The following is a 13,254-nucleotide window of genomic DNA, read 5'->3' on the forward strand; positions in this document are numbered from 1 at the left end:
CCCACGCCGGGGTGAGACAATGGCGACATCCATGAGTTCTTTTTCAAACCTTCAGCTGGCCCCCGAGCTGGCCCGCGCCGTGGCCGAAATGGGCTACGAATCCATGACCCCGATCCAAGAGCAGGCCATCCCGGTGGTCTTGTCGGGTCGCGATGTGATGGGGGCCGCCCAAACGGGCACCGGCAAAACCGCCGCTTTCTCGCTGCCCCTGTTGCAGCGCATGATGAAGCACGAAAACGCCTCCACCTCCCCAGCCCGCCACCCCGTGCGTGCCTTGGTTTTGTTGCCCACCCGTGAGCTGGCCGACCAAGTGGCCCAGCAGGTGGCGGCTTACGCCAAGCACACCAACTTGCGCAGCACCGTGGTGTTTGGCGGCATGGACATGAAGCCCCAAACGCTGGAATTGAAAAAAGGCGTTGAGGTGTTGGTCGCCACCCCTGGGCGGCTGCTCGACCACATCGAGGCCAAAAATGTGGTGCTCAACCAGGTGGAGTACGTGGTGCTCGACGAGGCCGACCGCATGCTCGACATCGGCTTTTTGCCCGATTTGCAGCGCATATTGAGCTATTTGCCCAAGCAGCGCATCACCTTGTTGTTTTCGGCCACTTTTTCGCCCGAGATCAAGCGCTTGGCGTCCAGCTACTTGCAAAACCCGATCACCATTGAGGTGGCGCGACCGAATGAAACCGCTTCCACTGTCAGCCAGCATTTCTACAGCGTGAGCGACGACGACAAGCGCCGCGCCCTGCGCCAGTTGATCAAGCAACACGCCATCACCCAGGCCTTTGTGTTTGTCAACAGCAAGCTGGGCTGTGCCCGGCTGGCCCGCACGCTGGAGCGCGATGGCCTCAACACCACGGCTTTGCACGGCGATAAAAGCCAAGACGAGCGGCTCAAAGCGCTGGATGCGTTCAAACGCGGCGACGTGGACTTGCTGATTTGCACCGACGTGGCCGCCAGGGGCCTGGACATCAAAGACGTGCCCGCGGTGTTCAACTTTGACATCCCCTACAACGCCGAAGACTATGTGCACCGCATTGGCCGCACCGGTCGCGCCGGGGCTTCTGGTCTGGCCTTGAGCTTTGTGTCGGGCAATGACAACCGCTTGGTGGTGGACATCGAAAAGCTGATCAAGAAAAAGATCGAGCTCGAAGCCATTGAATTTGACGAAGACCGCCCGCGCGAGCGCATCAACACCGGCCGCCGCGCTTGGGGCGAAGACGATCCGCGCGATGTGCTGGACGCCCCTCGCGCCCCCAGCCTTCGCTCTGCACCCCCAGCGCGTGCGCCACGGTCTGCCCCCCGCGACCCGTTTTTTGACAAACCCTATGAGGCCCCGACCGAAGCGCCTCCTCCCGCCTGGGAGCCCGGCGAGCGACCCTCTGGCCGCATCTCGGCCAACATCAAGCCCAAGCGCAAAGTGGCAGCGCTGTTCAAAACCGAATCGTGAATGCCCCCAGCCCTGCGCCTAGACGGCAGGGTTGATCTGACGGCCCACCCAGGGCCTGTCCAGCCCGTGGGGCTCAAGTCAAGGGTGCCACTGCCTCTGGGTTGGCGACTTGCACCCGCTCACCCCAGCGTCCATCGGGGCACAGCTCCAAGGCGGTCAATACACCGCCCCACACGCAGCCCGTGTCCAAGCACGCCACGTCGCTGCGGTCCAACCAGCCCAGGGTGGACCAGTGGCCAAACGCGATGCGGTGATCGGCGCTGTGGCGCTCAGGCACGTCAAACCAAGGCAAGTAGCCCGCGGGGGCGTGTCCTGCCCCCTCTTTGGTGTTGAATTCCATCAGCCCATCGGGTGTGCAAAAGCGCAAGCGGGTGAGCACATTGACAATGCAACGCCAACGCGCTACCCCATGCAAAGAGTCCTGCCATGCAGCGGGCGTGTTGCCATAAAGCTGGGGTAAAAACTCCGCCAATTGAGTTGACTGCAACACCGCTTGCACCTCTCCGGCCAGCGCCAAGGTTTTCTCGGCGTCCCAAGCCGGTAGCACGCCCGCATGCACCATCAGGCAGCCGTGTTGGCGCAAGGCCAGGGGTTGCTGGCGCAACCAGTCCAACAGCGCAGCGCTGTCAGGGGCTTGTAACAAATCGGTCAAGGTGTCGCTGCGGTGGGGCGGGCGCACGCCGTGGGCCACGGCCAGGGCGTGCAAGTCGTGGTTGCCCAGCACACATTGCGCCGAACCTTGCAGGGCCATCATGCGGCGCAGCACCGCCGCCGAGGAAGGCCCGCGGTTGACCAAATCCCCGAGCAGCACCAACTGGTCGCGGCTGGGTGAAAAACCAATGCGTTCCAGCAATTGGGACAAGGCTGCGTCGCAGCCTTGAACATCGCCGATCAGGTAAAGTGCCATGCATGCCATTGTCTACCCTTAGCCACCCATGCCATTGAACCGCGGGTCCAAATGGAACTGTTGCTGATCATTGGCTTGACCCTCCTCAACGGGGGCTTTGCCATGGCCGAAATGGCCTTGTCTTCCAGCCGCAAAGCGCGCTTGTTGGCCTTGGAGGAGGCGGGTGCCGCAGGGGCTCGGGCTGCTTTGGATTTGATGGAGCAACCCACGCAGTTTTTATCCACTGTTCAAATTGGCATCACCTCCATCGGGGTGCTCAACGGCATCGTGGGTGAAGCCGCTTTCAGCCAAGGTTTGGGGCAATCGCTGATCGCTTGGGGCTGGAGCCCGTGGGCCGCTGCTTGGGTGGCCACAGCGGTGGTGGTCACGGTGATCACCATCACCACCATCATCTTTGGCGAGTTGGTGCCCAAGCGCATTGCCCAGCTGCACCCCGAGACCGTGGCACGCTGGTGCGCCCCGGTGATGTTGGCCTTGGCGCGTGTGGCCCGGCCCATGGTGTTTTTATTGTCGGCTGCCACCGCCGGCGTGCTCACCTTGTTGCGCATCGACACCCGTGGTGGCCCCAGTGTGACCGAGGAAGAAATCACCGCCAGCTTGGACCAAGGGGTGGACGCCGGGCTGATCGAGTTGCACGAGCACCAAATGGTGAAAAACGTGTTTCACTTGGACGAGCGCAGCTTGACCTCGATGATGGTGCCGCGCGCCGATATCGAGTGGTTGGATGCGCGCACCACTGTCGAGGAGGCATTGGCCCAAGTGGGCCAAGGAGGGGCCCATTCTTGGTACCCGGTGTGCCGCGACGGCTTGGACCATGTGCTGGGTGCGGTCAGCGTGGGCCAGCTGCTCGCCCCGACCTTGGACCGCCAAACCCCGATGGAAACCCTGGCCCAGCCAGTGCCCTTTGTGCCCGAAACCCTCAGCGGACTGGACCTGCTGTCCCAGTTTCGCCGCCCTGCGGTGGGTGACTCCGCAAGCCCCCTTTGGCGCGACCACAGCCGGGGCCGACTCACCTTGGTGGTGGACGAATATGGCGTGGTGCAGGGCATGATGACCCCGCGCGATGTGCTCGAAGCCATCACCGGTGAGTTGTTGCAAACTTCTTCCCCAGAAGAGACCTGGGCTACCCCGCGGGGTGACGGCAGCTGGTTGCTGGATGGCCTGATGCCCATCAGCGAGCTCAAGGCGCGCTTGGATCTCACCGATTTGCCCCACGCAGACAAGGGGCGCTACAACACCGTGGCCGGCTTGGTGTTGGTGCTGGCTGGCCGTTTGCCCCGCACGGGTGAACGGTTCGAAGGGGTGCAGTGGTCCTTTGAGGTGGTTGACATGGACGGGCGGCGCATTGACAAGGTGCTGGCCAAACCCTTGCCCGACCCAGACAACACAGGGTAAGCACTGGTTCTGGCTGGCTTGATAAATTTGACAATGCAGGGTTATTTAAGTTTTACCGAGCTTTGCGACCAGCCCATATGCCCGTGCCCCACGACACTGAAAAAGCACCCATGGATGGGGTGGATGGTGCACGCCTGAAGCAACTGCGCGAGGCGGCCGGTTGGGACGCCAAAGTGCTGGCTATCCGGGTCAGTTTGTCCAAGGAACAGGTCGAGCAAATCGAAAATGGTGGCAACGGTTTGTTCTACAACGTGTCCATCAAACGCGCCTGTGCCCGCAAGTTGGCCGTGGCCCTGGGGGCCGACCCGCACAGCGTGATCACAACCTTGGCGACCGACCTCCCATTGCCCCCCACCATGCCCGCCGCAGAGGGCGTGTCGAATTGGCAAACCCCTGAGTTTGAAGGCATGCGCCCCGATCGCTTGAACGGGCCTCTGACCGCCATGTGGGTGTGTGCTGGCTTGGCGCTGACCGTGATGGTCTTGGGTGTCACCCTGGGCCGTTGGGGCGATGGTGCAGCACCCCCATGGAACCAGTGGCGCGCGGGATGGGAAGGCTGGCAACAAAGGGCTTGGGGCCTGATCAGCGCTACCGCACCCGCCCCCCAGGCACAAAGTCAGCCGCCAGCAGCGCCAACAGCCGTGTTGCCGCCCGAGCCCCAGGGCAGCCCAGAGCCGCCGCACCAAGCCTTGTCATTGGCCAACACGCCGGTCAACGACCCGGGCTTGGCCTGTCCACAGCCCAGCGCTGACAGCCCAGTGGTGCAACCGCTCAAAGCCTTCAAGGCCGGACAAATGGTTTTTGTGCAAGCCGTGGGGGATGCGCATTTGTGCTTGCGGGACCACAGCGGCCAGGTGTGGTCGGTGAACTTCAAGGCTGGACAAGAGCGCAGCTTTCAGGGGGCGCCGCCGTGGACGGTGCAGTCGCCCAGCCTGGCCCAGTTCAATGTGTTTTTCCAGGGCTGGAAGCTGCGCTTGCCCACCGACACCACCAAGAGTGTTCAGATCGTCGAATTGCAGCGCTGAGCCGCCATCTGGCTGACCCGTGCGCGGTTTGCCAGACAATGGATTGAACACGCATCTGGCCTGCGGGGTGTGGCGTGTACTGGGCTGGGAGACAATTCAAGCATGTCAAACCCGTCACAACCTCCCATCGATTCGCCCCCTTCTGCCTCTGGTCCCTTGGCAGGCATCAAGGTCGTGGAACTCGGTCAACTGATTGCCGGGCCTTTTGCGGCCAAAACCTTGGCCGACTTTGGTGCCAACGTCATCAAGATCGAACCCCCCGGAGTAGGTGACCCCTTGCGCAAATGGCGCTTGCTCAAAGACGGCACCTCGGTGTGGTGGCAGGTGCAGTCGCGCAACAAGCGCTCCTTGGCTTTGAATTTGCGTGATCCCCAGGCTCAGGACATCGTGCGCCAACTCGCCACGGATGCCGATGTGTTGATCGAAAACTTTCGCCCCGGGGCCATGGAGGGCTGGGGCTTGGGCCCCGACGTGCTGCAACAACTCAACCCACGGCTGATTGTGTTGCGCATCAGTGGTTATGGGCAGACCGGGCCATGGCGTGACAAGCCCGGCTTTGGTGTGGTGGCCGAAGCCATGGGGGGCTTGCGCCACCTCACCGCCGAGCCTGGCCACGTACCAGTGCGTGTGGGGGTCAGCATTGGCGACACCCTGGCGTCCTTGCACGGCGTGATTGGCATTTTGATGGCCTTGCACGAGCGCCACCGCAGTGGCCAGGGCCAGGTGATTGACATGGCTTTGTACGAAGCGGTGTTCAATTGCATGGAAAGCCTGTTGCCCGAGCACAGCGCCTTTGGTGCGGTGCGCGAGCCTGGCGGCAGCGCCTTGCCCGGGATTGCGCCGACCAATGCCTACCGCTGCAAGGACGGCGGCTACGCCCTGGTGGCGGGCAATGGCGACAGCATTTTCAAACGCCTCATGCACGCCATTGGGCGCGACGATTTGGGTCAGGACCCGGCCTTGGGCGATAACGCCGGGCGCGTCCAGCGGGTGGCCGACATTGATGCCGCCATCGAAGCCTATACCTTGCAGCACTCGGTCGACGAGGTGCTGAAGATGCTCGAGCAGGCCGAAGTCCCGGGCGGGCGCATTTACACCATTGCAGACATTGCCAACGATGCCCATTACCAGGCGCGCGGCATGATTCAAAACATCACCTTGGCCGATGGCAGCAGCCTGAGTGTGCCGGGTGTGGTGCCCAAGCTCTCGCGCACCCCGGGGGGCTTGCGCCATTTGGCGCCCACATTGGGCCAAGACACCGATGCGGTGCTCACCGAAATGGGCTTGACCCCGGCCCAAATTCAAACCCTGCGCGAGCGCGGCGTGGTGGCTTGATGGAGTTGCAAGACCTGTTGTACAGCCAAGGTTTTGGCACCCGCCGGGTGTGTGTCGGTTTGGTGCAAAAAGGCTGTGTGCGGCTGCAAAGCGCTGGCCTGTGGCAAACCTGCGAAGACCCGTGGTTGGAGGTCGATGCCCAGCCAGATTGGCCGTTTGAAGTGCAAGGCCAGGCCTGGCGCTACCGTGAGCGCGCCCACCTCATGCTGCACAAGCCAGCGGGCACCGAATGCTCGCGCAAGCCCTCGGCCTGGCCCAGCATTTACACATTGTTGCCCGCACCCTTGCGCCAGCGGCCGCAAAAGGGTGCGGTGGATGGGGTGCAAGCGGTGGGGCGCTTGGACCAAGACACCACCGGCCTGTTGTTGCTCAGCGATGACGGCCAATTCATCCACCGCATGGCCTCGCCGCGTCACCACGTGCCCAAGGTCTATCAAGTGCACACGGTGGACGCCATCACCGCGCCACAAATCGACAAACTCTTGGCTGGGGTGGTGCTCGACGACGACCCCCAAGCCGTGCGCGCAGCGGCTTGTGAAGCCCTGGGCAGCCACCACCTGGCCTTGACCCTGACAGAGGGCAAGTACCACCAGGTCAAGCGCATGTTGGCGGCGGTGGGCAACCGCGTGCAGGCCTTGCACCGTTCGTCCATGGGTGAGTTGCATTTGCCCGCAGATTTGTTGCCCGGTCAGTGGCGCTGGCTCACCCTCAGCGATTTGCGTGCGCTGGGCTACACGCCCTGATTCGGTACTGTGGGTGCGCAGGACGCCAAAAAATCCACCACCGCATCCAGCGCCTGGGCGGGCTGATCGCGGTGCGGCGTGTGGCCGCAGTCCTCCAGCACCACACGCTGAATGCGGCCTTGGGGTTGGATGTCGTTGATTTGTTGCAAGCTTCCATAGGCGTCGTGGCGGCCTTGCAGGGCCAACACCGGGTCCGCGATGCTGTGGCAGGTGGCGCGGATGTCAAAGGGGCGAAAAGCAGGCGACAACCAGATGTCGTTCCATTGCCAAAAGGCGGTGTCCACATCGGCATGGAAAGGCGCCAAGCGCTGGCGCAAATTGCTTTCCACGTAAGCGGTTTTGGCCAATTGGATGGCGGCGATGGACAGGTCCTCCACGATGACGTGAGGAGCCATGGCGATGCAAGCCTGCACCGGATATCGACTGGCATACAGCAGGGCAATGCTGCCGCCATCGGAATGCCCCAGCAACACCGGTTTTTGAATGCCGGCTTGGGCCAAAAGTTCGGGCAATACCTGCCAGGCTTCATGCTGCAAATAATCGGGCCTGAGCGCGTTGCTGCCGCGCACATCGGGCACGCTGTCGGATTGGCCATACCCTCGGCGTGAATACACCCAGCCCGAGCGGCCCGTGGCTTGGCAAACGGCCAGCGGCCAGTCCACGCCACGCTGTGTCCACATCGCCACTGAGCCCAGACCTTCGTGCAAAAAGACCAGTGGTGCCAACGCGGGGTTGGTGTCGGGCAGGGCAATGTGCCTGACCTCTAAGGCGACGCCATGGCAAATGATGTGTTGCATGTGGATATATTAGCCGCGCGGGCCATTCAACCCCGTGCCATCGTTACACTTGTCACATGGAATCAAACAGGTGGCTCCTTGGGCCTTGGGTTGTCAATATGCACGCGTTTATTCGCCCAGGCTTGGCATGTTTATGTTGGTTTTGGGCGGTTTCGGTGGGCGCGCAAACCCACCCAATTTTTGTGCTCAACTCCTTGGACGCCAGCGTCAGCGTCATTGACCCCAAGACGTGGAAAGTCACACGCCAAATCCCCACCGGCAAGCAACCCCACCACCTCTACCTCACCCCAGATGAAAAGTCGGTGATTGTGGCCAATGCGGGTGGCGATTCGCTCAGCTTTATCGATCCCAAAACCGCTCAGGTGCAGCGGGTCGTGCGCGGCACCATTGACCCCTATCACCTGCGGTTTTCGCCCGACATGAAGTGGTTCATCACCGTGGCCAACCGGCTCGACCACATCGACATTTACCGCTGGGATGGCCAAAACCCGCAACTGGTCAAACGCATTCCTTCGGGCAAAACGCCCAGCCACCTGTGGATCGATAGCCAAAGCACCACCGCTTACGCCAGCATGCAAGACAGCGATGAGTTGGTGGCGGTGGACTTGGCCACGCAAAGTATCAAATGGCGTATCAAAACCGGCTCTCTGCCAGCCGATGTGTTTGGCACCCGCGACGACAGCACCTTGTTGGTGGCCTTGACCGGCGGCAAAGAGGTTCAGGTGTTTGACTTGCGTGCCAACCCGGCCAAATTGGTTCGCACCATTACCACGGGCGAGGGGGCACACGCCTTTCGTTCTGCCGGAGATGGCCGCCATGTGTTTGTCAGCAACCGGGTGGCCAACACCATCAGCAAAATCGATTTGCAAACCTTCGCGGTGGTGTCACAGCTCAAGGCCCCGGGTGGACCCGATTGCATGGAACTCAGCGCCGATGGGCGTTGGCTGATGGTGTCGTCCCGCTGGATCAAAAAAGTGAGCGTCATCGACACCCAAAACGGCGCCTTGGTGCGCCAAATCAAAGTGGGCAAATCTCCGCATGGCATTTGGACCTTGGATCACGCGCCGCGCCTGTGAGCCTTTCATGCGCCAGGGGCTGAACCGGCTGTGGCTGGCACTGGGCTTGTCACTGTGCATGGGCCACGCGCTGTCCCAATCCGGACCAGCCATCAGCCATGCAGCGCTGGTGGTGGTGCAAGCAGGCCAGGCCGCGCAAACCCCTGCTAAACCCACCAGCGTCAGCGAGCCTCTGCCCGCGGGCACAGCTTCTTGTGCGCGCCCGCTCTACCTGACCTTTGACACCGGCCACATGGGTGTGGCCGACCTGATCGCCGATGTGTTGCGCCGCCAGCAGGTGAAGGTGACTTTTTTTGCCGCCCATGAACCCACCCAAGTGGGCGATGGCAGCTTGGGCGAGCACTGGGCACCGTGGTGGCGCGAGCGCGCTGCCGAGGGCCATGCGTTTGCCTCTCACACGCATGACCACGTGTACTGGAAGTCTGATCTGCCAGCCGGGCGCTTTCGCATGCGCGCCAGCGCGGGGCCGGACAAAAACAAAACCCAATATTGGGATGGCGCTCAGTACTGCCAAGAAATCACCCGTGCCCGCGACCGCTTGCAGACCGTCACGGGGAGAACCCCTTTGCCTTTGTTTCGCGCGCCGGGGGGCAAGACTTCCCCGGCCCTGTTGAGCGCCGCCCGCGCCTGTGGCTTTGCCCACGTGGGTTGGGCACCAGCGGGTTTTTTGGGCGACGAATTGTCCAGCCAGACCCACCCCAATGCCCAACTGTTGCAAACCGCTTTGGCGAACATTCGCTCTGGCGATATCTTGATGGCCCACCTGGGTATTTGGTCACGCCAAGATCCATGGGCACCCGCCGTTTTGGAGCCGTTGATTGTGGGACTGAAGCAAAAAGGTTTTTGCTTTGCCACCTTGCGCGAGCACCCGCAATTTGCATCCCATGTGCGCCAAGCCTTGGACGGCCGCGCATCCACCGCACTGGCCCGCGCCAGCGGTGCGCCTTGAGGCCCAACCATGGACGCCTTGATCGACCTGTTTGCTGCGGCCCAATCGCTGCTGTTTGAAACGCTGGTTCAACCCTTGGTTTTTGCGCTGGGCCTGGGTCAGTGGATGGAGGTGGCCTTTGAGGGTACGGGTTGGCTGCTGGTGGGTTTGTTGCAACTGGTGGTGATGCTGCTGGTCATCCAACCCCTGGAGTGGTGGCGTCCGGTGGAGCCCGTGACTGACCGCTGGGCCGTGCGCAGCGATGTCCTCTACACCTTGATCCATCGCCTGGGGCTGTTTCGCTTGGTATTGTTTTTCACCCTCGACCCGCTGGCCGATGGCTGGTTGGGCGAGCTGCGCGCCGCGGGTTGGAGCGGCATCCACTTGGATGACCTGTGGCCGGGCGTCACCGATGTGGCGGCGATCGCGTTTGTCATGTACCTGGTGTTGTTTGATGCCCTCAATTACGCGATTCACCGCGCCCAACACCAGTGGGGCTGGTGGTGGGCTTTGCACGCCGTGCACCATTCCCAGCGCCAAATGACCCAGTGGACCGATCAGCGCAACCACTTTTTGGACGATGTGCTGGTGGCGGTGGTCTGGGTGGTGGTGGCCCAGGTGGTGGGCATGCCCCCTGGGCAATTTGTCGCGGTGGTGGCGCTGACCCAGTTGTTGGAAAACTTTCAGCATGCCAACTTGCGCTTGTCCTTTGGTGCGTGGGGAGAGCGAATGTTGATCAGTCCGCGTTTTCACCGCTGGCACCACAGCGTGGGTTGGGGCCATGAAGGCTCGCGCGCAAAAGACGACCCCGTGGGCCGCCCCATGCCTTTGGGCGGGCACAACTTTGGTGTGTTGTTCCCCTGGTGGGACGACCTGCTGGGCACTGCTTTGCGCCGTAACCAAGACCCGGTCACGGGCATCCGCGATCAAGTTGAAAGCGGTCGCGATTACGGCCAAGGGATTTGGGCGCAACAGGTGTTGGGCCTGCAAAGGTTGTGGCAAGCCTTGCGCCAGCACCATTGAGCCATTCCCACCTAAGTCAAGACTCTCAGATGGCGTAGGATGCGCGCCATGACTGCTGCCACCCCCCCATCCCCCCACCCCCTGGACGCCTTGAAAGGTTTTGGCCTGATCATCGTGGGCGACGAAATTTTGTCGGGCAAGCGCGCCGACAAACACCTGAGCAAAGTGATTGAACTGCTCTCAGCCCGAGGCTTGGGCCTGGAAATGGCCGAGTATGTGGGCGACGACCCGCAGCGCATCACCGACAGCCTGCGCCGCGCCTTCCACAGCGGCATGGTGGTGTTCTCTTGCGGCGGCATTGGCGCCACCCCAGACGACCACACCCGCCAGTGCGCCGGCCAAGCCTTGGGCCTGCCCTTGGCCTTGCAGCCCCAAGCCAAGGGATTCATCTTGGAGCGCATCCGTGACCAAGCGGCTGAGCAAGGTGTTCCTTACGAGCCCGAGCGCCCGGAGCACCTGCATCGATTGAACATGGCCATGTTTCCCCAAGGCGCAGAGGTCATCCCCAACCCCTATAACAAGATCGCTGGTTTCACTTGCCACGGCCCGCGCAGCCCGGTGCACTTTGTGCCCGGTTTTCCGGTGATGGCCTGGCCAATGATGGAATGGGTGTTGGACACCCACTATGCGCCCTGGTTCCATGTGGCCGAAAAAATCGAAAAATCCATCGTCATCTATGGCGGCATGGAGGCCACCCTCACGCCCCTCATGCAATCCATCGAGGCGCGGTTTGACGGCGCCAAGGTGTTCAGCTTGCCCAGCGTCGATCACCCGGTGCATGGGCGCCATGTGGAGCTGGGCGTCAAGGGCTTGGTCGATGTGGTTGAGTTGGCCTATCCAGCCATGTTGGAAGGCTTGAAAGCCTTCGACTTCCAGACGGGCCCCGAAATGGTGCGAAAATAAAAAACGCACCAATTTGGATCAAATACAATTGCACCATTAAAGTGCGTTATTGGCCTTTTTGAAGTTGATCTTTGCCCAATCCCCGCAAGCGTGTCTTTAAGTTCATAAACTCAAGGCAAAATTCGCATTTCTGCTTGAAGCCTGACTGCGTCGTGATGGCACAGATTCTGCATAAGGCTTTGTAACTATTTTTCAACCACCAACCTACTGGAGAAATTGATGGCCAAGACCGTCGCTGACGTACTCAAAATGGTGAAAGAACACGATATCAAGTTCGTGGATTTTCGCTTTACCGATACCCGTGGGAAAGAGCAGCATGTGAGCGTGCCCATTTCCCACTTTGACGAAGGCAAGTTCACCGACGGACATGCATTTGACGGTTCCTCCATCGCCGGTTGGAAAGGCATCGAGGCATCGGACATGTTGCTCATGCCCGATCCCAACACCGCCAACATCGACCCGTTCTTTGAAGAGACCACCCTGATTTTGTCCTGCGACGTGCTCGAGCCCGGTGACGGCAAGGCCTATGACCGCGACCCCCGCTCGATCGCCAAGCGCGCCGAAGCCTACTTGAAGGCCTCTGGTTTGGGCGACACCGCCTACTTCGGACCAGAACCCGAATTCTTCATCTTTGACGATGTGCGCTGGGGTGCCGATATGTCGGGCTCTTTCGTTCACGTTGACGAGTACGAAGCCCCTTGGAACACCGGTAAAAAAATGGACGGCGGCAACCGCGGCCACCGCCCCACCGTCAAAGGTGGCTACTTTCCCGTGCCGCCCGTGGACAGCACGCAAGACCTGCGCGCTGAAATTTCCTTGGTGCTCGAGTCCTTGGGCATCCCCGTTGAGGTGTTCCACCACGAAGTCGCTGGCGCCGGTCAAAACGAAATCGGCACCAAGTTCAGCACTTTGGTTGAGCGCGCTGACTGGACCCAAACCCTGAAATACGTGGTGTGGAACGTGGCCAATTCCTACGGCAAAACCGCCACCTTCATGCCCAAGCCCCTGGTGGGCGACAACGGCTCGGGCATGCACGTGCACCAGTCGGTGTGGAAAGACGGCAAAAACCTGTTCGCTGGCAAGGGCTACGCGGGCCTGTCTGACTTTGCGCTGTACTACATCGGCGGCATCATCAAGCACGCCCGTGCCTTGAACGCCATCACCAACCCCACCACCAACAGCTACAAGCGTTTGGTGCCCGGCTTTGAAGCCCCGGTGAAGTTGGCCTATTCCAGCCGCAACCGTTCTGCTTCGATCCGCATTCCCCACGTGGCTTCCGACAAGGGCCGTCGCATTGAGGCGCGTTTCCCCGATCCCATGGCCAACCCCTACCTGTGCTTCAGCGCTTTGCTGATGGCCGGTTTGGACGGTGTGGAAAACAAAATCCACCCCGGCGAGGCTGCCACCAAGGACCTGTACCACCTGCCCCCCGAGGAGGACGCTTTGGTCCCCACCGTGTGCCACAGCCTGGATCAGGCCTTGGAATACTTGGACAAAGACCGTGCTTTCCTGACCAAAGGTGGCGTGTTCACCGACAGCATGTTGGATGCCTACATTGAACTCAAGATGCAAGAAGTCACGCGTTTCCGCATGACCACGCACCCGATCGAGTTCGATATGTATTACTCTCTCTGATCTGGGCAGCGCTCACGCACAAGGGACGGCGCTGCCG

Annotated in this window: 12 protein-coding genes; 10 read left to right on the forward strand and 2 right to left on the reverse strand. The window is 61.3% G+C overall.

What is annotated here, in order from left to right:
- The first annotated feature begins 31 nt into the window (after positions 1 to 31).
- Positions 32 to 1,450: a DEAD/DEAH box helicase gene (locus tag AC8GFZ_RS10110; RefSeq protein WP_506644755.1), complete on the forward strand. Its 1,419-nt coding sequence runs from the start codon at positions 32 to 34 to the stop codon at positions 1,448 to 1,450.
- Between the two features lie 73 nt (positions 1,451 to 1,523).
- Here the strand turns inward: AC8GFZ_RS10110 and AC8GFZ_RS10115 are convergent, their stop codons facing one another.
- Positions 1,524 to 2,357 carry a symmetrical bis(5'-nucleosyl)-tetraphosphatase gene (locus AC8GFZ_RS10115; RefSeq protein WP_506644756.1) on the reverse strand — a complete coding sequence of 278 codons (834 nt, stop codon included), beginning with the start codon at positions 2,355 to 2,357 and terminating at the stop codon, positions 1,524 to 1,526.
- A gap of 51 nt (positions 2,358 to 2,408) precedes the next feature.
- On the opposite strand from AC8GFZ_RS10115, the gene AC8GFZ_RS10120 reads away from it, so the two are divergent.
- The 4 genes from AC8GFZ_RS10120 (at position 2,409) to AC8GFZ_RS10135 (ending at position 6,855) form a co-directional block, all read left to right on the forward strand.
- Positions 2,409 to 3,752 (forward strand): hemolysin family protein, encoded by a 1,344-nt coding sequence (locus AC8GFZ_RS10120; protein ID WP_506644757.1) that lies wholly within the window; start codon positions 2,409 to 2,411, stop codon positions 3,750 to 3,752.
- 83 nt (positions 3,753 to 3,835) lie between these two features.
- Positions 3,836 to 4,777: a helix-turn-helix domain-containing protein gene (locus AC8GFZ_RS10125; protein WP_506644758.1), complete on the forward strand. Its 942-nt coding sequence runs from the start codon at positions 3,836 to 3,838 to the stop codon at positions 4,775 to 4,777.
- Between the two features lie 102 nt (positions 4,778 to 4,879).
- Positions 4,880 to 6,112, forward strand: a complete 1,233-nt coding sequence (locus AC8GFZ_RS10130) for a CaiB/BaiF CoA transferase family protein (RefSeq protein ID WP_506644759.1) — start codon at positions 4,880 to 4,882, stop codon at positions 6,110 to 6,112.
- The gene (locus tag AC8GFZ_RS10135) at positions 6,112 to 6,855 is read left to right on the forward strand and encodes a 16S rRNA pseudouridine(516) synthase (RefSeq protein WP_506644760.1); all 744 of its coding nucleotides are present in this window, start codon (positions 6,112 to 6,114) and stop codon (positions 6,853 to 6,855) included. Before AC8GFZ_RS10130 ends, AC8GFZ_RS10135 begins: the two co-directional genes overlap by 1 nt.
- Here the strand turns inward: AC8GFZ_RS10135 and AC8GFZ_RS10140 are convergent.
- Positions 6,843 to 7,652, reverse strand: coding sequence for an alpha/beta fold hydrolase (locus AC8GFZ_RS10140; RefSeq protein WP_506644761.1), 810 nt, complete (start codon positions 7,650 to 7,652; stop codon positions 6,843 to 6,845). The genes AC8GFZ_RS10135 and AC8GFZ_RS10140 overlap by 13 nt on opposite strands.
- Positions 7,653 to 7,750: 98 nt before the next feature.
- On the opposite strand from AC8GFZ_RS10140, the gene AC8GFZ_RS10145 reads away from it, so the two are divergent.
- The 5 genes from AC8GFZ_RS10145 to glnA all read left to right on the forward strand — a co-directional run bounded on the left by AC8GFZ_RS10145 (position 7,751) and on the right by glnA (position 13,217).
- Positions 7,751 to 8,728, forward strand: coding sequence for a YncE family protein (locus AC8GFZ_RS10145; RefSeq protein ID WP_506644762.1), 978 nt, complete (start codon positions 7,751 to 7,753; stop codon positions 8,726 to 8,728).
- A gap of 232 nt (positions 8,729 to 8,960) precedes the next feature.
- Positions 8,961 to 9,677 (forward strand): polysaccharide deacetylase family protein, encoded by a 717-nt coding sequence (locus AC8GFZ_RS10150; protein WP_506645110.1) that lies wholly within the window; start codon positions 8,961 to 8,963, stop codon positions 9,675 to 9,677.
- A 9-nt stretch (positions 9,678 to 9,686) separates the two neighbouring features.
- Positions 9,687 to 10,679, forward strand: coding sequence for a sterol desaturase family protein (locus tag AC8GFZ_RS10155; protein ID WP_506644763.1), 993 nt, complete (start codon positions 9,687 to 9,689; stop codon positions 10,677 to 10,679).
- A gap of 48 nt (positions 10,680 to 10,727) precedes the next feature.
- On the forward strand, positions 10,728 to 11,582 hold the full coding sequence (locus AC8GFZ_RS10160) for a competence/damage-inducible protein A (protein ID WP_506644764.1): 855 nt from the start codon (positions 10,728 to 10,730) through the stop codon (positions 11,580 to 11,582).
- A 219-nt stretch (positions 11,583 to 11,801) separates the two neighbouring features.
- On the forward strand, positions 11,802 to 13,217 hold the full coding sequence (glnA, locus tag AC8GFZ_RS10165; protein ID WP_506644765.1) for a type I glutamate--ammonia ligase: 1,416 nt from the start codon (positions 11,802 to 11,804) through the stop codon (positions 13,215 to 13,217).
- Positions 13,218 to 13,254 lie beyond the last annotated feature (37 nt).

Origin of the sequence: Limnohabitans rimovensis (SeqCode) (assembly GCF_965234775.1) — a bacterium.
In the GTDB taxonomy this organism is placed as follows: Bacteria; Pseudomonadota; Gammaproteobacteria; order Burkholderiales; family Burkholderiaceae_C; genus Limnohabitans; species Limnohabitans rimovensis.